This window comes from Pseudomonas sp. Z8(2022), from assembly GCF_025837155.1.
GTDB lineage: Bacteria > Pseudomonadota > Gammaproteobacteria > Pseudomonadales > Pseudomonadaceae > Aquipseudomonas.
In genome coordinates, this window is sequence record NZ_CP107549.1 from 840,716 (window position 1) to 859,423 (window position 18,708).

General features: G+C 62.5%; 20 protein-coding genes and 1 pseudogene. 8 read left to right on the top strand and 13 right to left on the bottom strand.

Features of this window, described 5'->3' with window-relative positions:
* Positions 1–4: 4 nt before the first annotated feature.
* From OEG79_RS04010 to OEG79_RS04030, 6 genes and pseudogenes are all read right to left on the bottom strand, one after another.
* A complete protein-coding gene (locus OEG79_RS04010; RefSeq protein ID WP_264147543.1) occupies positions 5–568 on the bottom strand; it encodes a DUF922 domain-containing Zn-dependent protease in 564 nt (187 codons plus the stop codon).
* Positions 565–1,149: an IMPACT family protein gene (locus OEG79_RS04015; protein ID WP_264147544.1), complete on the bottom strand. Its 585-nt coding sequence runs from the start codon at positions 1,147–1,149 to the stop codon at positions 565–567. Before OEG79_RS04015 ends, OEG79_RS04010 begins: the two co-directional genes overlap by 4 nt.
* Positions 1,149–1,811, bottom strand: a complete 663-nt coding sequence (locus OEG79_RS04020) for a TetR/AcrR family transcriptional regulator (protein ID WP_264147545.1) — start codon at positions 1,809–1,811, stop codon at positions 1,149–1,151. Before OEG79_RS04020 ends, OEG79_RS04015 begins: the two co-directional genes overlap by 1 nt.
* Positions 1,812–1,957: 146 nt before the next feature.
* Positions 1,958–2,821 (bottom strand): methyl-accepting chemotaxis protein, encoded by an 864-nt coding sequence (locus OEG79_RS21220; protein ID WP_413247534.1) that lies wholly within the window; start codon positions 2,819–2,821, stop codon positions 1,958–1,960.
* A gap of 42 nt (positions 2,822–2,863) precedes the next feature.
* Positions 2,864–3,955, bottom strand: a pseudogene (locus tag OEG79_RS21225) (methyl-accepting chemotaxis protein); the annotation flags it as partial.
* Positions 3,956–4,214: 259 nt separating this feature from the next.
* Positions 4,215–5,132 (bottom strand): LysR family transcriptional regulator, encoded by a 918-nt coding sequence (locus OEG79_RS04030; protein WP_264147547.1) that lies wholly within the window; start codon positions 5,130–5,132, stop codon positions 4,215–4,217.
* Positions 5,133–5,267: 135 nt separating this feature from the next.
* On the opposite strand from OEG79_RS04030, the gene OEG79_RS04035 reads away from it, so the two are divergent.
* The 4 genes from OEG79_RS04035 to OEG79_RS04050 all read left to right on the top strand — a co-directional run bounded on the left by OEG79_RS04035 (position 5,268) and on the right by OEG79_RS04050 (position 9,464).
* Positions 5,268–6,614 (top strand): aspartate aminotransferase family protein, encoded by a 1,347-nt coding sequence (locus tag OEG79_RS04035; protein ID WP_264147548.1) that lies wholly within the window; start codon positions 5,268–5,270, stop codon positions 6,612–6,614.
* Positions 6,614–6,904 carry a cupin domain-containing protein gene (locus tag OEG79_RS04040; protein ID WP_264147549.1) on the top strand — a complete coding sequence of 97 codons (291 nt, stop codon included), beginning with the start codon at positions 6,614–6,616 and terminating at the stop codon, positions 6,902–6,904. Before OEG79_RS04035 ends, OEG79_RS04040 begins: the two co-directional genes overlap by 1 nt.
* 112 nt (positions 6,905–7,016) lie before the next feature.
* Positions 7,017–8,513, top strand: a complete 1,497-nt coding sequence (locus OEG79_RS04045) for a CoA-acylating methylmalonate-semialdehyde dehydrogenase (protein WP_264147550.1) — start codon at positions 7,017–7,019, stop codon at positions 8,511–8,513.
* A gap of 123 nt (positions 8,514–8,636) precedes the next feature.
* Positions 8,637–9,464: an arylamine N-acetyltransferase family protein gene (locus OEG79_RS04050; protein WP_264147551.1), complete on the top strand. Its 828-nt coding sequence runs from the start codon at positions 8,637–8,639 to the stop codon at positions 9,462–9,464.
* A 66-nt stretch (positions 9,465–9,530) separates the two neighbouring features.
* Here OEG79_RS04050 and OEG79_RS04055 read toward each other — a convergent pair whose 3' ends face one another.
* The 6 genes from OEG79_RS04055 to OEG79_RS04080 all read right to left on the bottom strand — a co-directional run bounded on the left by OEG79_RS04055 (position 9,531) and on the right by OEG79_RS04080 (position 14,497).
* Positions 9,531–9,767 carry a hypothetical protein gene (locus tag OEG79_RS04055; protein ID WP_264147552.1) on the bottom strand — a complete coding sequence of 79 codons (237 nt, stop codon included), beginning with the start codon at positions 9,765–9,767 and terminating at the stop codon, positions 9,531–9,533.
* 326 nt (positions 9,768–10,093) lie between these two features.
* On the bottom strand, positions 10,094–10,798 hold the full coding sequence (locus OEG79_RS04060; RefSeq protein ID WP_264147553.1) for a lipopolysaccharide kinase InaA family protein: 705 nt from the start codon (positions 10,796–10,798) through the stop codon (positions 10,094–10,096).
* A 207-nt stretch (positions 10,799–11,005) separates the two neighbouring features.
* Complete coding sequence (gene groL / locus OEG79_RS04065) at positions 11,006–12,652, bottom strand: chaperonin GroEL (protein ID WP_264147554.1); 1,647 nt, start codon at positions 12,650–12,652, stop codon at positions 11,006–11,008.
* 48 nt (positions 12,653–12,700) lie between these two features.
* Complete coding sequence (locus tag OEG79_RS04070; protein ID WP_013717065.1) at positions 12,701–12,994, bottom strand: co-chaperone GroES; 294 nt, start codon at positions 12,992–12,994, stop codon at positions 12,701–12,703.
* Positions 12,995–13,248: 254 nt separating this feature from the next.
* Positions 13,249–13,698 carry an FxsA family protein gene (locus OEG79_RS04075; RefSeq protein ID WP_115298346.1) on the bottom strand — a complete coding sequence of 150 codons (450 nt, stop codon included), beginning with the start codon at positions 13,696–13,698 and terminating at the stop codon, positions 13,249–13,251.
* Between the two features lie 64 nt (positions 13,699–13,762).
* Positions 13,763–14,497, bottom strand: coding sequence for a HugZ family protein (locus OEG79_RS04080; protein WP_013717063.1), 735 nt, complete (start codon positions 14,495–14,497; stop codon positions 13,763–13,765).
* Between the two features lie 109 nt (positions 14,498–14,606).
* Here OEG79_RS04080 and OEG79_RS04085 point away from each other — a divergent pair, with 109 nt between their 5' ends.
* On the top strand, positions 14,607–15,365 hold the full coding sequence (locus OEG79_RS04085) for an SDR family oxidoreductase (protein ID WP_024309479.1): 759 nt from the start codon (positions 14,607–14,609) through the stop codon (positions 15,363–15,365).
* Positions 15,366–15,508: 143 nt separating this feature from the next.
* Here OEG79_RS04085 and OEG79_RS04090 read toward each other — a convergent pair whose 3' ends face one another.
* Entirely contained in the window at positions 15,509–16,477 is a 969-nt protein-coding gene (locus OEG79_RS04090; protein ID WP_264147555.1) for a polyprenyl synthetase family protein, read from the bottom strand.
* A 246-nt stretch (positions 16,478–16,723) separates the two neighbouring features.
* Here OEG79_RS04090 and rplU point away from each other — a divergent pair, with 246 nt between their 5' ends.
* The 3 genes from rplU (at position 16,724) to cgtA (ending at position 18,691) form a co-directional block, all read left to right on the top strand.
* Entirely contained in the window at positions 16,724–17,035 is a 312-nt protein-coding gene (gene rplU / locus OEG79_RS04095) for a 50S ribosomal protein L21 (RefSeq protein ID WP_021445340.1), read from the top strand.
* A gap of 37 nt (positions 17,036–17,072) precedes the next feature.
* Positions 17,073–17,330, top strand: a complete 258-nt coding sequence (gene rpmA / locus OEG79_RS04100; RefSeq protein WP_003240427.1) for a 50S ribosomal protein L27 — start codon at positions 17,073–17,075, stop codon at positions 17,328–17,330.
* 140 nt (positions 17,331–17,470) lie between these two features.
* A complete protein-coding gene (gene cgtA / locus OEG79_RS04105; RefSeq protein WP_264147556.1) occupies positions 17,471–18,691 on the top strand; it encodes an Obg family GTPase CgtA in 1,221 nt (406 codons plus the stop codon).
* Positions 18,692–18,708 lie beyond the last annotated feature (17 nt).

Sequence of the window (18,708 nt, forward strand, 5' to 3'; positions counted from 1 at the left end):
CAACTTATTCCCTCAGCCAGGCGCCCTGAGTACGACCGTGTCCGGTTTGCCGGTCGTACTGCCGTTCCTGTTCGGCATGCCGCTGCAGAATGGCATTGGCACGCTGGTTGGCCTGCTGCTGCAGCTCGGTGCAACTGGGGTATTCCGGTGTCGCCAGCAGGGCTGCGTCGATCTCGGCGGCAGCGGCCTGGCCGATGCGATGATGGCCCTGCTCATGTTCGCGCAGTGCGTCCAGATACCGTTCGAAGCGCTGGCGCTGCTGCGCGTCGCCGCCACCGAGGCGGGGCAGGGTGATGATGGTGTGCAAGCGGGTGCGTGTGCGTTCGATCCGGCAGCGACCGTCGCGTTGTTCGCGCCACCAGAAATTCCACTGCACCTTCCAGCCGGTGTAGGCGTGATAGATCTGGCCGTTCTGGCGGATCGGCGAAGCCTGGCTGAGGGCTCGGCTGAGGGATTCGCCGGAAGCCACCTGCAGGTCGTAGCGCTGCTCCTGCAGGTGCTCCTGAACTTCGGCCTGAGCCGGCTGGGCCAGCCAAAACAACAGCAGCGCTGCGTACGTCCGTGTCATGGCGCTTGCAGGCTCTCGCGGCCACGGCTGATATCGCCCAGCAGCCGTTCCAGGGTCTCTCGCTCGGCCGGCGCCACGGCCAGGTGCAGGCGCGCGCCGCTGGCGTCGTACTCTTCATTTTCGATCAGACTGTCGAAGCCGTTCAGGCGCGCCTTGAACAAAGGCAGTTCGGCGAACTGCAGATGACAGGTGAAGGATTGGCGCACCACCAGTTCACGGCGTTCGCCGGCCTGCAGGCATTTCGCTGCGCTGCCGCCATAGGCTCGCGCCAGGCCTCCGGTGCCGAGCTGGATGCCGCCGTACCAGCGGATCACCAGCACCGCCACCTGGTCGCAGTCCTGCCCTTCGATGGCGGCGAGGATCGGCCGTCCGGCGGTGCCGCCCGGTTCGCCGTCATCGTTGAAGCGGTACTGGTTGCCGACCTTCCATGCCCAGCAGTTGTGCGAGGCGGCCAGGTCGCTGTGACTGTCGATGAAGGCCTGCGCTTCGGCGGCGCTGGCCACCGGAGCGGCGAGGGCGATGAAGCGGCTCTTGCGAATCTCCTCGCGGTATTCGCAAGGGCCGAGCAGGGTGAACGCCATCAGGCTTTGGCAGCGGGTGTCAGGCCGCAGCCCTTGAGGATGATCCGGACCAGCTGGTCGGCGGCCTCTTCGAAGTCCCGCTTGGTCAGGCGCGAGCACTGCTTCACGCGGCAGATCTGCGAGGCGAAGTCGGCGTAGTGCTGGGTACTGCTCCACAGCAGGAAGATCAGGTGAGTCGGATCGACCGGATCCAGCTTGCCTGCGGCGATCCAGGCTTCGAACACGGCGGCGCGGCCACGGAACCAGTCCAGGTAGTTCTGGTTGAAATACTGCGACAGGCATTCGCCGCCGCTGATCACTTCCATGGCGAAGATGCGCGAGGCTTTCGGCTGGCGCCGGGAGAATTCCATCTTGGCGCGGATGTAGCGTTCCATCGCTTCGGCGGGATCATCGTCGACGCTGAGGTTGTTGAAGGTGCTGTCCCACAGTTCGAGGATGTTGCTCAGTACCGCCAGGTACAGCCCCAGCTTGTTGTTGAAGTAGTAGTGCAGGTTGGCCTTGGGCAGGCCGACGTTCTGCGCGATGGTGTTCATGCTGGTGCCCTTGAAGCCGTGCCGTGCGAACTCTTCTTCGGCAGCCTTGATGATGGCTTCTTCGTTCTTCTGGCGAATGCGCCCGGCGGGCTTGCCGGTGGCACTGTGGGCGGGGACTTCGAAGGTCATGGGGTGATTCCGAACTGATCAGGGAGCCGAGCGTTTGCACAGATACCCCAGCCTTGGCTGGGTGACAAGCATCAGTGCGTGAAAAAGCCTGTTGGCGTCGGGCGTATCAAGCAGACCGTGGGTACTGTTGCCCACGGCAGTGATGTTCATACCTTGAAGTTGGCGATCAGGCCATGCAGGTCGCGGGTCATGCCGGTCAGCTCGTCGCTGACGCTTACCGTGCTCTGCGCCTCGTGGGCATTGCTGTCGCTGAGACTCTTGATCTCCAGGGTATTCTGCTCGACGCCCTGAACCACCGCCGCCTGCTGCTCGGCGGCCGAGGCGATCTGGATGTTGTGATCGATGATCTGATCCATGCTGCCGGTGATCTGCTCGAAGATGTTTGCCGTCAGGGTGATCTGCTCGACGCTCCGCGCCGCGCTCTGGTGGCTGCCGCGAATGGTTTCCACCGCGCTGCCGACCTGTTGACGCAGGCGGGCGATGGTCCGGTCGATCTCGCCGGTGAGCTGGTGGGAGCGAATCGCCAGGTTGCGCACTTCGTCGGCCACCACGGCAAACCCGCGACCCTGCTCGCCGGCACGCGCGGCTTCGATGGCGGCGTTGAGCGCAAGCAGGTTGGTCTGTTCGGCGACGCTCTTGATCAGGTCGACGGCCTTGGCGATCTCCTGGCTTTCCTTCTCCACCGAGGTGATGGCCGCGATGGAGTCGTCCATCTCGCTGAACAACTGGTTGATGCGCTCCACGGCGTGATCCACCTGTACGCGGCCTTCGCGGCATTTCTCGCCGGCGCTGTTGGCCTTGTCGGCGGTGACATGGGAGTTCTGGCTGACCTCCTGGACGTTGCTGACCAGCTGGCTCATCGAGGTGGCGATCAGCTCCAGCTCACTGGCCTGGCGTTCGACGCTGCGCTGGCTGGTGGAGGCGCTGTCGCTCACGCTCTGTGCCTTGTCCAGAGTCGTCTCTGAGAAGCGCGCGACCTGGGCGATCAGCTCGCTCATGCGCGCCTGCATATCGTTGAAATCCTCGGCCAGGTCGCCCAGTTCGTCGCGGGCCGCGGTCTGCACGCGCAGGCGCAGGTCGCCTTCGGCCATGCGCCGGGTGGCGCTGGTGAGATCGCGAATGGCGCCACGTACCGAGAGATAGAAACCGATGAACAGGTACACCAGCAGAGCGATCACCAGCAGCAGGGCGCAGGCCCAGAGCATCAGCTCGCGCTGGTTGGCATCGGTGCGCGCCTGCAACAGACCGGCGGTTTCCTCCAGCAGCAGATTCGTGGCGTGGTCCAGTTGCGCTGCCTGTGGCGCGTAGGAGTCGTAGCGCTGCAGCCATTGCTCGACCGCGTTCTGGTTGAAGTAGCCGCTCCGGGTATAGGTGTCGACGATCTCGCGCTTGTACTGCTCGGCTGCGACGCGGGCGGCAGCAGTCATCAACTGCTGGGCCTCGGCGTTGCCCTTGGCCTCGATGCCGCCGGCATAGCGCTGCAGGTTGCTGAGCTGGTTGGTGATGGCCGAGCGTGACGAGGACTCGAGGAAACCGTAGGCGGTCATGTAGCCGGCGTAGGTGCGCGTCTGGTTCAGCACTTCGTACAGCGGCAACAGCTGATTGAGCAGCAGGTCGACGTTGCGGTAGATGCGCGGATTGTTGTCCTGACTCAATTTCGACAGGGCGGCAATTTCGCGCATGTTGGCGCTCAGGTCGTTCACCGAACTTGCGTGCTCGATCATCTGCGAGCTGAGGCCCTGCAGCGACAGCTTCTTGTCCATGTTGAGGCCGGGATCGCTTTCCTCGAGCTTCATGTCGGCGAACGGGCCTGCATCAAGGCTGGTGTTGAGCGCGGCGATGGCGCTGACCAAGGCCTGGCTGCGGCCTGTGATCTCCTGTTTGGCGTCATCCTTGTTACGCGCATAGCCGATCACGTGCATGCCGGCCTGTTCCAGTGCCAGACGATACACCGGCAGGTACTGCTCCAGGGTTCGCAGCCCCTGCAACTCGTGCTGCGACTGCTTCAGCGTGGCGTTGACGTCGAGCAGCCTGCTTGCCGACAGCCAGCAGTAGGGCAGCATGAACACGGCGAAGATCAGCAGGAACTTGTGGGCGTAGCGCGCGCGGTTCATCAACGTCAGAACCGGTTTGAAGAAGAACATCTTGAGCCTCTAGATGCGGGGAGCGACAGCCAGGCAGACGGCCAGGGCAGCATGGTTTGGCGAGTTGCAAGCCATTCTGGCTTTTTGCCAGCAAGAAACCTGCCGCCATTTATATGGCGGCGTGAGGTCGGCGGCAAGGCGAGTCGTGACGGGCGGGGCAGACAGGATGTCGCACCGCTGCCTCGCGCCTGAGTGGCTGGCTAGGGTCATTGCTCGATCGGCACCGAGATGGTGCGTCGGCGCCGAAATGATGCGTTGATCAGGCGTCGGCCAGGGCTTCGAGAAAGCTTTCCAGCACCAGATGCGCGCGACGGCCCTTGCGCGTGACCGCCGCCAGGTTGATGTCGTAGAAGCGGCTGCGGGCCTTGAGTGCCCGCAGGCGACCCTGCTGCACCCAGGCCTGGGCGTAATGGTCGGGCAGGTAGCCGATGTAACGCCCGGTGAGAATCAGAAAGGCCATGCCTTCGCGGTCCGACGCGCTGGCCGTGCAGTTCAGTGCCTGGTAATGGCTCTGCACATCCGGCGGCAGACGGAAGGTCGGAGCGATGGCTTCCTGCTCGTTGAGCCGCTGGTCTTCGAGCTGCTGGTCATCGACATAGAACAGTGGATGGCCGACCGCGCAGTAGAGCAGCGAGCGTTCGTCGTACAGAGGTTGATATTCCAGCCCGGAGAGGGCGCCGACCTGTGGTACCACGCCGATATGCAGGCGTCCGTCGAGTACGCCCTGTTCCACCTCGGAAGGCGGCGTCATGCGGATGTTGATGCGCACATCCGGGCCCTGCACCTTGAGGCGCGCCAGGGCATTGGTGATGCGCATGTGCGGGATGGTCACCAGGTTGTCGGTCAGACCGATGTTCAGCTCCCCGCGCAGGTGCTGATGCAGGCCGTTGACCTCGGTGCGAAAACTCTCCAGCGCCGCCAGCAGTTGCAGCGTGCTCTGGTACACCTCGCGACCTTCCTCGGTGAGGGCGAAGCCGGCGCGGCCGCGCTGACAAAGACGCAGGCCCAGGCGCTGCTCCAGATCGCTCATCTGCTGGCTGATGGCCGAACGACCGATGCCCAGTGCACTTTCCGCCGCGGAAAATCCGCCGCATTCGACCACGCTGCGAAACAGCTTCAGCAGGCGGATTTCAAAGTCGCTGACCTGGGCCAGCGGATCGGGACGGCGGCTGCTCATTTGTTTAGTAGACCTTGAACTGAAGATAAGAAGAGTATTGTTTTACTGACTCTATGCCCATGGCACCTTTGCTTGCAACCACCCTGCAGGACAGCGCTCCTGCAATTCATTGCCTGCCCGAGTGAGGCTACTCCGATGAACATGCCGCAGATCGAAACCCCGTCCATGGCCAGTCAGCTCAAGCTGGACGCGCACTGGATGCCGTTCTCCGCCAACCGCAACTTCCAGCGTGATCCGCGTCTGATCGTCGGTGCCGAAGGCAGCTGGCTGATCGACGACCAGGGCCGCAAGGTCTATGACAGCCTGTCCGGCCTGTGGACCTGCGGTGCCGGCCATTCGCGCAAGGAAATCCAGGAAGCCGTGGCCAGGCAGCTAGGCACGCTCGATTATTCGCCGGGCTTCCAGTACGGCCATCCGCTGTCGTTCAAGCTGGCCGAACAGGTCGCCGACCTGATGCCGGGCGAGCTCAACCACGTGTTCTTCACCGGCTCCGGCTCCGAATGCGCCGACACTGCGGTGAAGATGGCCAAGGCCTACTGGCGCCTGAAAGGTCAGTCTTCCAAGACCCGCTTCATCGGTCGTGCCCGTGGCTACCATGGCGTCAACATCGCCGGTACCGCGCTGGGCGGCATCGGCGGCAACCGCAAGATGTACGGCCAACTGATGGACGCCGACCACCTGCCGCACACCCTGCAACCGGGCATGGCCTTCACCAAGGGCATGGCTGAAACCGGCGGTGTCGAGCTGGCCAACGAGCTGCTCAAGCTGATCGAACTGCACGACGCTTCCAACATTGCCGCTGTCATCGTCGAACCGATGTCCGGTTCGGCCGGTGCCATCGTGCCGCCGGTGGGCTACCTGCAGCGCCTGCGCGAGATCTGCACGCAGCACAACATCCTGCTGATCTTCGACGAAGTGATCACCGGTTTCGGCCGCATGGGCAAGTGGAGCGGCGCGGAGTTCTTCGGCGTCACCCCGGACTTGATGAACGTCGCCAAGCAGATCACCAACGGTGCCATCCCGCTGGGCGCAGTGATTGCCAGCAGCGAGATCTACAACACCTTCATGCAGCAGCCGTCACCGGAGCACATGATCGAGTTCACCCACGGCTACACCTACTCGGCGCACCCGGTGGCCTGTGCCGCCGGTCTGGCGACGCTGGAGCTGCTCAAGCGCGAGAACCTGATCCAGCAGGCCGCCGAACTGGCGCCGAAATTCGAGGCTGCGCTGCATGGCCTGAAAGGCACCAAACACATCGTCGATATCCGCAACTGCGGCCTGGCCGGGGCCCTGCAGATCGCGCCGCGTGATGGCGATGCGGTGATCCGTCCGTTCGAGGCCGGCATGGCCCTGTGGAAGGCCGGCTTCTATGTACGCTTCGGTGGCGATACCCTGCAGTTCGGTCCAACCTTCAACGCCAGGATCGAAGACCTCGACCGCGTATTCAACGCCGTCGGCGACGCCCTCAACGGTATCGCCTGATGAGCGGGCGCGCCAAGGCTGTCGCCACGGTTCAGCTCGACACCGACAAGGTCGTCGTCACCGAGTGGCGCTTCGCCCCCGGTGCCGAGACCGGCTGGCACCGTCACGGCATGGAATATGTCGTGGTGCCGGTCACCGACGGCGAGCTGCTGCTGGAGACGCCCGAGGGCGAACGCCGGGCACCACTGGTGCTCGGCCAGAGTTACACCCGGCAGATCGGCACGGAGCACAACGTGATCAATCCGTGCGAGCACGAAGTTGCCTTCATCGAGATCGAGTTGAAAGGATGATGACCGCGCAGGCATATGGCGTTACCGACGTTACAGTCGGTGCAGCCGTGGCCCCGGCAAGACTGCGGGATCTCCCGCCAACCCATTTCCGTTCTAGTGAGCAGAGCACCCCATGAGCACAATAAAGCACCTGATCAACGGCGAACTGGTTGCCGGCAGTGGTCGCACCGCCCCTGTGTACAACCCGTCCACCGGCGACTCCACCACCGCTGTCGGCCTGGCTGATCGCGCCACCATGCAGTTGGCCATCGATGCCGCCAAGGCGGCTTTCCCGGCCTGGCGCAACACCCCGCCGGCCAAGCGCGCGCAGATCATGTTCCGCTTCAAGCAGCTGCTGGAGCAGAACGAGCAGAAGATCGCCGAGCTGATCAGCGCCGAGCACGGCAAGACCATCGAGGACGCCGTCGGTGAACTCAAGCGCGGTATCGAGAACGTCGAATTCGCCTGCGCCGCCCCGGAAATTCTCAAGGGTGAATACAGCCGCAATGTCGGCCCGAACATCGATGCCTGGACCGACCTGCAGCCCATCGGCGTGGTAGCCGGCATCACCCCGTTCAACTTCCCCGCCATGGTGCCGCTGTGGATGTATCCGCTGGCCATCGTCTGCGGTAACTGCTTCATCCTCAAGCCGTCCGAGCGCGACCCCAGCTCCACCCTGTTCATCGCCGAACTGCTGCAACAGGCCGGCCTGCCCAAGGGCGTGCTGAACGTGGTCAACGGTGACAAGGACGCGGTCGATGCGCTGATCGAAGCGCCCGAGGTCAAGGCCCTGAGCTTCGTCGGCTCGACCCCGATCGCCGAGTACATCTACAGCGAAGGCACCAAGCGCGGCAAGCGCGTGCAGGCACTGGGCGGCGCCAAGAACCACGCCGTGCTGATGCCCGATGCCGACCTGGACAACGCCGTCAGCGCGCTGATGGGCGCGGCATACGGTTCCTGCGGCGAGCGCTGCATGGCCATCTCCGTGGCCGTGTGCGTGGGCGATCAGATCGCCGATGCGCTGGTGGAGAAGATCGTTCCGCAGATCCAGGCGCTGAAGATCGGTGCCGGCACTTCCTGCGGCCTGGACATGGGCCCGCTGGTTACTGCGCAGGCGCGTGACAAGGTCAAGGGCTACATCGACGCCGGCGTCGAGCAGGGCGCCAAGCTGGTAGTCGACGGTCGCGGCCTGGTGGTCCCGGGCAACGAGAACGGTTTCTTCGTCGGCGGCACGCTGTTCGACAACGTGACCCCGGAGATGACCATCTACACCGACGAAATCTTCGGCCCGGTGCTGTGCATCGTCCGTGTCGGCAGCCTGGAAGAAGCCATGCAGCTGATCAACGACCACGAGTACGGCAACGGCACCTGCATCTTCACCCGCGACGGTGAAGCGGCGCGCCTGTTCTGCGACGAGATCGAAGTGGGCATGGTCGGTGTCAACGTGCCGCTGCCGGTGCCGGTGAGCTACCACAGCTTCGGTGGCTGGAAGCGTTCGCTGTTTGGTGATCTGCACGCCTACGGCCCCGATGGTGTGCGTTTCTACACCCGCAAGAAGGCCATCACCCAGCGCTGGCCGGCGCGCAAGAGCCACGAAGCGGCGCAGTTCGCCTTCCCCAGCAATGGCTGAGTGAGCTGACGCTTTGAATGAAAAGGCCGATCGCGAGATCGGCCTTTTTACTATCGCCCCTATGCATATCTCCCATCCGTGGTGTCTGGTAAAACGGCCGACACGTAGAAAGGGAGAATCACGATGAGCGAAGCATTCACGCTGGACCTGCACACCTACCTCGGGCGCCTGGGCTATTCCTCAGCGCCGCCACCGACCCTCGATACCCTGCGCGACTTGCAGGCGCGGCACACCGCCGAATTTCCTTTCGAAACCCTGGCCAACATGCTGAACATGCCTGTGGAGGTCGACCCCGCCGCGATTCAGGACAAGCTGCTGCGCCAGGGGCGGGGTGGTTACTGCTTCGAACTCAACCGCCTGTACCTGCTGCTGTTGCAGGCGCTGGGCTTCGAGGCGCGCGGCCTGACCGGCCGCGTGGTCATGGGCGGACCGGAGGATGTCCTGCCGGCGCGCACCCATATGCTGGTGTTGGTGATCATCGATGGCGTGCGCTATATCAGCGACGTCGGTTTCGGCGGCATGGTGCCGACCGGTCCGCTGCTGCTCGACAGCGAGGCTGAGCAGGCCACACCGCATGAACCCTATCGCCTGGCGCTGGTGGACGGCACCTACACCCTGCGTGCGCTGGTGGCGGGCAGCTGGCGGGCGATGTACCTGTTCGATCTGCAGAAGGTGGCGGATATCGATTACGTGGTGGGCAACTGGTACGTGTGCACCCACCCGGATTCGCCTTTCCGCGGCCAGATGATCGCCGCCCGCACCGGCCCTGGCCTGCGCAAGACACTGAACAATGGCAGCTTCGCCATCCATCGCCTGGGGCAGGCGAGTGAGCGGGTGCAGTTGCAGAGTGTCGATGAGGTGCTGAGGGTGTTGCGCGAGGAGTTTGGAATTCGGGTGCCGGAGCATCCCGGACTGCGAGCCATCATCCGTCGCCTGATTGCAGGTGCGTGAAGGGGAGGCGGCTGGTATTGCCATCTAGTGGGAGAGGTAACCGCGTCACGAATGTGGTGTGGGCGATCAGTGTTCGCCCTTCATGGCACCGCTGAGCCCGAATATCAGCACCAGCAGGTTGGCGTCCGGCTTCACGGCAGGTTGCACCTGCTTGCGCATGGGGGCGCTGGGGCAGGGCTCTGCAGCTTCGCAGTCATGCGCCTCCAGTACTCGCGGTCCGGGTTCCTGCCAGGCGGCAGCGGCGATTGCCGTTACGCTGAGGGCGAGGCCGAGGAACAAACCTCGTGCTGTTTCTAGCTTCATTTTGCTAACCCCTTGAAAGCGCTGCCATAGGCTGTTCGCTAAACCTAGATCACCAATCGCCCTGTCGTTGCCTTGTGCGACGAATGGTCATCGATCATGGCTGGCTCCAGCTGGGGCTGTGTTGAGACAAAGGCCATGTCGGTTGGTTCAGCCTGAATATGAATAATGCCTTAACTAAATTTATGGGGCTGTCGCCGAGCCCGGTTACAGCCGATCCTGGCAATTGCAGTCGCCCGGGTTACCGTTGCTCAACGGCGCCAGATAGGCCACTTCCTGGTGGGGGATGTGAAATGAGATGCCGGCACTGGGTGCCGGCAACTGGTCTTTCAGGCAGGCGCTTTTCCGAGGCCTTTGGCGCCATCGGCGAAGATCTGCCGATAGCCTTGCAGCAGCAGTTGCCAGTCTGCGTCCGACCAGGGGCTGTGGCGGCGTAGCTGAGGCAGATCGTGCTGGGCGGCCTGGACGCGGGTCAGGCGGCGGCGGCTTTTTTCCAGGTCCAGCAGCGCGACCTGCGGCGTCTCGCCGTCGATGCGCACGAAGATGTGCTTGGCGTACAGGCAGCCGTGCTGCCAGCGGCCAAGGTGCATGCGCGCCAGGGTCGCGCCTATATGCTGCAGCAGCTGGGTATGCACCGTTTCGCCGCAGGCTTCGCGACCACCCTGGGCGTACCAGTTTTCGATATCCACGAAGCCTTCCAGCTCGGCGGTTACCAGCAGCCCGCGCCAGCCTTGTTGCTGGTGATAGTCGACACCACAATAGATCAGCCGCGGCACCTGAACCCCGAGAGATGACAGGGCCTGCAGTGCCTGGCGCTCGCGCAATACCGTCGGGCGCCCCTGAGGATGGCGCAGGCTGCGATAGGTATGGCCAATCTGCTTCTTGGCGTAGAGCACACCGGTTTCATCCTGCAGGCGCTGCACGCCGCTTTCTCCACCGCGACGGGCATTGGGCTCTTCGACCCAGTCGCCCTGTCGTTGCCACCAGTGCAGGAATGCTTGCTGAGGGACTTCGCTCGTGGTGCCAAGGACCATGTTGTTTTTCTTCTCTTGGGTTTGCGCAGCTTCTGTCTCGTGAAGAGCAGCTGCTTTGTTCAGGGTTGTAACGAAACATAAGCAAACAGTGTTCCCGAGTCCACAGAAAGTACGCGGGGATAGCTGGCCGCGCTATCGGTTTTCTCGCAGGCATAAAAAACCCCGCGACTGGCGCGGGGTTTTTGTACGGCGTGGGAGCCGGTCGGCTTACATCATGCCGCCCATGCCACCCATACCGCCCATGCCACCCATGTCAGGCATGGCCGGAGCCTTGTCGTCCGGAGCGTCGGCAACCATGGCTTCGGTGGTGATCATCAGACCGCCAATCGAAGCTGCAGCTTGCAGAGCCGAACGGGTGACCTTGGCCGGGTCGAGAATACCCATCTCGATCATGTCGCCGTAGGTGTCGGTAGCGGCGTTGAAGCCGAAGTTGCCCGAACCCTGCTTGACCTTGTCAACCACTACGCTCGGCTCGCCGCCGGCGTTGGAAACGATCTGACGCAGCGGAGCCTCGACAGCGCGGCGCAGCAGAGCGATACCGACGTTCTGGTCTTCGTTGTCGCCTTTCAGACCTTCGATGGCCTGAAGGGCACGCACCAGGGCTACGCCACCGCCAGGTACCACGCCTTCTTCCACGGCAGCGCGGGTAGCGTGCAGGGCATCTTCAACACGGGCTTTCTTCTCTTTCATCTCGACTTCGGTGGCGGCGCCAACCTTGATCACGGCAACACCGCCAGCCAGTTTGGCCAGGCGCTCTTGCAGCTTCTCTTTGTCGTAGTCGGAAGAGGTTTCTTCGACCTGCTTGCGGATCTGCGCAACGCGGGCTTCGATGTCGACCTGAGCACCAGCGCCATCGATGATGGTGGTGTTGTCCTTGTTCAGGACGACGCGCTTGGCATTACCCAGGTGCTCCAGAGTGGCGCTTTCCAGGGACAGGCCGACTTCCTCGGAGATCACGGTACCGCCGGTCAGGATGGCGATGTCCTGCAGCATGGCCTTGCGGCGGTCGCCGAAGCCCGGTGCCTTGACGGCAGCGACCTTGACGATGCCACGCATGTTGTTGACCACCAGGGTAGCCAGGGCTTCGCCTTCGACGTCCTCAGCCACGATCAGCAGTGGACGGCCAGCCTTGGCAACGGCTTCCAGAACCGGCAGCAGTTCGCGGATGTTGCTGATCTTCTTGTCGACCAGCAGCAGCAGCGGGCTTTCCAGCTCGGCGACCATGGTGTCCGGCTTGTTGATGAAGTACGGCGACAGGTAGCCGCGATCGAACTGCATGCCTTCTACGACGGACAGCTCGTTTTCCAGGCCCGAGCCTTCTTCAACGGTGATCACGCCTTCTTTACCGACCTTGTCCATGGCTTCGGCGATGATGTCACCGATGGAGTTGTCGGAGTTGGCGGAGATGGTGCCGACCTGAGCGATGGCCTTGGAGTCGGCGCACGGCTTGGCCAGGTCCTTGAGCTGAGCAACGATGGCCGCGGTGGCCTTGTCGATGCCGCGCTTCAGGTCCATCGGGTTCATGCCGGCAGCGACGGACTTCAGGCCTTCGTTGACGATGGCTTGAGCCAGAACGGTAGCGGTGGTGGTGCCGTCACCGGCAGCGTCGTTGGCCTTGGAGGCAACGTCTTTCACCAGTTGGGCGCCCATGTTTTCGAAGGCGTCTTTCAGTTCGATTTCCTTGGCAACCGAAACACCGTCTTTGGTGATGGTCGGAGCGCCGAAGGATTTGGCCAGAACCACGTTACGACCTTTCGGGCCGAGGGTGGCTTTGACGGCGTCCGCCAGTACGTTGACGCCAACGAGCATTTTCTTGCGGGCGGAATCGCCAAACTTGACTTCTTTAGCAGCCATTTTGATCAGTCCTCAAATTCTTGAAGGTTAAACGGAGATTCGTGGGAATCAGGCTTCGATGACAGCGAGGATTTCGTTCTCGCCCATTACCAGCAGGTCTTCGCCGTCGACTTTGACGGTGTTGCTGCCGGAGTAAGGGCCGAATACCACTTTGTCACCGACCTTGACGGCCAGCGGACGGACTTCGCCGTTATCCAGAACCTTACCGGTACCGACGGCAACGACTTCACCCTGGTTCGGCTTCTCGGCGGCCGAACCCGGCAGCACGATGCCGCCTGCGGTTTTGGTCTCTTCTTCGCTGCGACGGATCACGACGCGGTCATGCAGAGGACGAAGCTTCATTGTCGATCTCTCCTAACAATTGATGGCCAACTTGCCGACTCTTGAGTGGTCGGCGGGTTTGTAAAATCCGGCGAGGCCGGGTGCGGCACGCTGGGCGCACCGCGAAAGTCGGACTGCCTCAGAGGGCAGGCACCTTGCGGTGACTGCTACATGTGGGCGGGCAAGGGCATTTCAAGGGGGCTGACGTAAATTTTTTACAGGCGCCCGGCAGGGCGAGGGAGCGGGCGCCTCAAATGGCGCCCGCACTGAGGCAGTTAGTCGCGACGCTCGTACTCGCCTTCGAGGACGTTCGGGTTGGTCTTGCCGGTGCGGGCAGCCTGGTCGTCGAAGAAGGCCCGTTGACGCAGGGCCTGTTCCTCGGCACTACGACGAATCTTGCCGACCAGCAGGCGACGGGTGAAGGGAATCAGGCAGAGCACGCCGAAGATGTCGCTGATGAAGCCCGGCAGCAGCAGCAGGCCACCACCAACGGCGATCAACAGGCCTTCGAGCATTTCCTGCTCGGGCAGTTCGCCGCGCGCGAGTTTTTCACGAGCGCGCCAGGCGGTTGCGACCCCGGCAACGCGCAGCAGGATGCTACCAAGCACTGCGGTACCAATGATCAAGAGCAGGGTAGGCAATACGCCAATAGCGCTGCCGACCTTGATCAACAGCGCCAGCTCGATGATCGGGAACAGCAGGAAGAGAAACAGAAACGCGCGCATTTTCAGGTGTCCTTGGCGGAAGCGAGCTTCCAGTAGGAGTTAAGTATGGGGTGATGGCCTGAATTCAAGCTGAAGACGCACCGCTGGTCGGCCAACTTTCAGCGCGAGCCAGCATCACCAGGGCTTCACGCACTTCTTTCGGGTTGTTGCAGGATGTTGGAAAGGCCAGCCAGTACAGGCTCTGGCCAATGCGCAGGTGGAAGCCTTCGGTGTCGACACCGACCATTTGCGCCGGTTCATGCTGGGGCAGGCCGGTCAGTTCGACGTAATGAGCAATGGCCTTGGCGTGGTCTTCATTCATGTGCTCGACCATGCTCGCTTCGCTGCCGTTTGTCGCAAAGGGGTTGGCCAGAACGACCTGATCGAGCCAGTGAATGGCCCCGAAACCGCCAATGAAGCGCCAGCGCACCGGCTGCAGTCGCCAGAAATCGAAATCATGCGCCCGATGGTAGTCGCGCGATTGCGGGAAAAAGCGGTAATAACGCTGTGCGGCCGCTTCGATTTCGCTTTCGTCATGCAACTGACGTGCTTCGGCGAGCAAAGTGAGGCGGCCGACCGCCTGCACATCTTCTGCGCCACGTTCTCCGACCAGCAGTGAGCATTTGGCGTCCTGCCCGAGATTATGGGTGTGCTGGGCGATGCGGCTGATCAGGATCAGAGGCCGGCCCTCGGCGTCCAGGCAGTAGGGCACCACCGATCCGAAAGGGAAACCCGGCATAGCCTTGGAGTGGGTGCTGAGCACGCCACGGTATTCCTTGAGCAGCAATTCTCGTGCATGCTTGCCGGCTTTCACGCTCACCTATATGACTCCTCGCAAAGAATCCGTCAGAAACGGACAGACGCCCTAGCATAGCGGTTAGCGGGCATCAGCGGGGTCGCTAAATGCTGCACCTTGAGGGGATAAAGCGATGCAACTGAAAGACAAAGTCATCATCATCACTGGCGGCTGCCAGGGACTGGGCCGCGCCATGGGTGAGTACCTGGCGGCCAAGGGCGCCAGGCTGGCGCTGGTCGATCTGAACCAGGAAAAGCTCGATGAAGCCGTGGCAGCCTGCAAGGCCGCCGGTGGCGACGCCCGTGCCTACCTGTGCAACGTGGCCAATGAAGAGCAGGTCACGCACATGGTCGCCCAGGTGGCCGAGGATTTCGGCGCCATCAACGGCCTGGTCAACAATGCCGGCATCCTGCGCGATGGTCTGACCATCCGCGTCAAGGACGGTGAGATGACCAAGATGAGCCTGGCGCAGTGGCAGTCGGTGATCGACGTCAACCTGACCGGCGTGTTCCTCTGTACCCGTGAAGTGGCGGCGAAGATGATCGAGCTGGGCAACCAGGGCGCTATCGTCAACATTTCCTCGATCTCCCGTGCCGGCAACATGGGCCAGGCTAACTACTCAGCAGCCAAGGCCGGTGTCGCTGCCGATACCGTGGTCTGGGCCAAGGAACTGGCGCGCTACGGCATCCGCGTGGCGGGCGTGGCGCCGGGCTTCATCGAAACCGAGATGACCGCCAGCATGAAGCCGGAAGCCCTGGAGAAGATGACCTCCGGTATCCCGCTCAAGCGCATGGGCAAACCGGCCGAGATCGCTCACTCGGTGGCCTACATCCTGGAGAACGACTATTACACCGGTCGCATCCTCGAGCTGGACGGCGGTCTGCGACTGTAAACCGCGCCGGAATGAAAACGCCCCGACTGGTTCGGGGCGTTTTCGTTTAAGCCGGTGCTGGGTATCGCAAATTCGTAGCCCGGATGCAATCCGGGAAAGGCCATATTCCGTTAACCCGCCCCGGATTGCATCCGGGGTACTTCTTAGTGTGTGCGGGCGACGGCGAAGCGGCTCAGCTCGATCAGCGCGTCGCGGTATTCACCGGCTGGCAGCGCGTCCAGGCAGGCGATGGCGCGTTCGGCGTAGTCGCGGGCGAGTCGTGCGGTGTAATCCAGGGCGCCGGCAGCGTCGACCGCAGCCCGGATGCTTTCCAGGTCTTCGATACCGCCTTTCTGGATGGCGTGGCGCACCAGGGCGGCCTGTTCCTCGGTGCCTTCACGCATGGTGTAGATCAGCGGCAGGGTCGGCTTGCCTTCGGCAAGGTCGTCGCCGACGTTCTTGCCCAGGCTGGCGGCGTCGCCCTTGTAGTCGAGCAGGTCGTCGACGAGCTGGAAGGCGATGCCCAGGTGGTCGCCAAAGGTACGCAGGGCTTCGCGCTGCGCCTCGTTGGCGCCGGCCAGGGCGGCTGCGGCGTGGGTGGAAGCCTCGAACAGCATTGCGGTCTTGCCGCGGATGACCTCCATGTAGGTCTCTTCGCTGGTGCTGGCGTCGCGTACCTTGGACAGCTGCAGCACTTCGCCTTCGGCGATCACGCGGGTGGCGTGGGAGAGAATCTTCATCACCGGCATGGAGCCGAGCTCGACCATCATTTCGAACGAGCGCGAATAAAGGAAGTCGCCCACCAGCACGCTGGGTGCGTTGCCCCACTGGGCGTTGGCGGTACTGCGGCCACGGCGCATGTCGGACATGTCGACCACGTCGTCATGCAGCAGAGTGGCGGTGTGCAGGAATTCGATGGTGGCAGCCAGCAGGCGGAGGTCGTCGGCCTGATAACCCAGCGCGCGGCCACTGAGCAGTACCAGCAGCGGGCGCAGGCGTTTTCCGCCAGCGGAGATGATATAGTCGCCGATCTTTTCCACCAGCGGCACGCGGGAAACCACCTGTTGGCGAATGATGCCATCGACGGCGGTGAAATCGTCCGCTACCACGCGGTAGAAAGCCTGGGGTTGCATCGGCGACTGGTGCTCCTTTGAGGTTGCGCGGCATGCTAGGTGGCGGGGTGGGGGCTGTCAAGGCAAGCACTGGCGCCCCTTGCGTAGCGTTCTGCGCTTGCGTACAATCGCGCACCCTGAACTTCCCCCTGGGCATTTCCCTGCCTTACGCAATTGCAAGGGTGTCACTTCCGGCCCCGAGCAGCCATGCCAGCTAATAACGACTTTTCTAAAGCGCTGGGTGAGCAGGATTAACGGAGATTTACCATGTACGCAGTAATTGTTACTGGTGGCAAGCAATACAAAGTCACCGAAGGCGAATTCCTCAAGATCGAGAAGCTCGAAGTCGCTACCGGCGAAGCCGTGACTTTCGATCGCGTTCTGCTGATCGGCAACGGCGACGACGTCAAGATCGGCGCTCCGGTCGTAGACGGCGCCAAAGTGGTTGCCGAAGTCGTTTCGCAAGGCCGTCACGACAAAGTGCGCATCATCAAGTTCCGCCGTCGTAAGCACCATATGAAGCGTCAGGGCCACCGTCAGTGGTTCACTGAGATCAAAATCACCGGTATCCAGGCCTGATTCGTCGGCCCCGATCCCTTTATAGGAGTATTGACTCATGGCACACAAAAAAGCTGGCGGTTCTACCCGTAACGGCCGCGATTCCGAAAGTAAACGCCTTGGCGTGAAAATGTACGGTGGTCAGGTCATCAAGGCCGGCAACATCATCGTTCGTCAGCGCGGCACCGAGTTCCACCCGGGTTTCGGCGTGGGCATGGGCAAGGACCACACCCTCTTCGCCAAGATCGAAGGCGTGGTCAAGTTCGAAGTGAAGGGCGCTTTCGGCCGTCGCTACGTGAGCGTTGTTCAGGCCTAATCGCCTGCGCGCTGGAAAAGCCCTGTCCGTAGGACGGGGCTTTTTTATTTGTGTATCTTTGGTGCGCTTGCCCAATCCGCTAGTTCTGGATGATTCGGCAAGCGTTCCCCCAGCCCGCAGATGACGCGGGAGGCAGACTGATGAAATTCGTCGACGAAGTTTCGATTTTTGTAAAAGCCGGTGACGGCGGTAACGGCATGATGAGCTTCCGCCGCGAGAAGTTCATCGAGAAGGGCGGCCCCAACGGTGGTGACGGTGGTGACGGTGGCTCGGTATTTCTCGAGGCCGACGAGAACCTCAACACCCTGATCGATTACCGCTACACCCGCAAATTCCACGCTCAGAATGGCGAAAAAGGCGGCAGTACCGACTGCACCGGCGCCAAGGGCGACGACCTGATTCTGCCGGTGCCGGTCGGCACCACGGTGATCGATGTCGCCACCCAGGAAGTGATCGGCGATCTGGTCAAGCCCGGTCAGCGCCTGATGGTCGCTCAGGGCGGCTGGCACGGGCTGGGCAACACTCGCTTCAAGTCCAGTACCAACCGTGCACCGCGCCAGACCACGCCGGGCAAGCCGGGTGAGTCGCGTGATCTCAAACTGGAACTGAAAGTGCTGGCCGACGTCGGCCTGCTGGGCCTGCCCAACGCCGGCAAGAGCACCTTCATTCGCGCGGTGTCTGCGGCCAAGCCGAAAGTGGCCGATTATCCCTTCACCACTCTGGTGCCGAACCTGGGCGTGGTCAGCGTCGATCGCTTCAAGAGCTTCGTCGTCGCCGACATTCCGGGCTTGATCGAAGGTGCCTCCGAGGGCGCCGGCCTGGGCATTCGCTTCCTCAAGCACCTGGCGCGTACCCGCCTGCTGCTGCATCTGGTGGACATGGCACCGCTGGACGAGAGCGATCCAGCCGAGGCTGCGCAGGTGATCATCGACGAGCTGGGCCGCTTCAGCCCGGCGCTGGCCGAGCGTGATCGCTGGCTGGTGCTGAACAAGATGGACCAGGTGCCGGAGGACGAGCGCGAGGCGCGCAAGGCCGATATCGTCGCCCGTCTCAACTGGCAGGGCCCGGTCTACGTGGTTTCGGCCATCAGCCGCGACGGCACCGAACGCATCTGTCGCGACATCATGCATTATCTGGAGGTGCGCGCCGAGCGCATCGCCGAAGACCCGGTCTTCGCCGAGGAGCTGGCCGAGCTGGATCAGCGTATCGAGGACGAGGCTCGGGCCCGTCTGCAGGCGCTGGACGATCAGCGTGCTCTGCGTAAATCCGGTGTGCGCAGCGTTGATGATATCGACGAGGACGACGACTTCTTCGATGACGAAGACGACGACGGCCCGGAAATCATCTACGTCCGGGATTAAGCAAATTTCCAACGCCG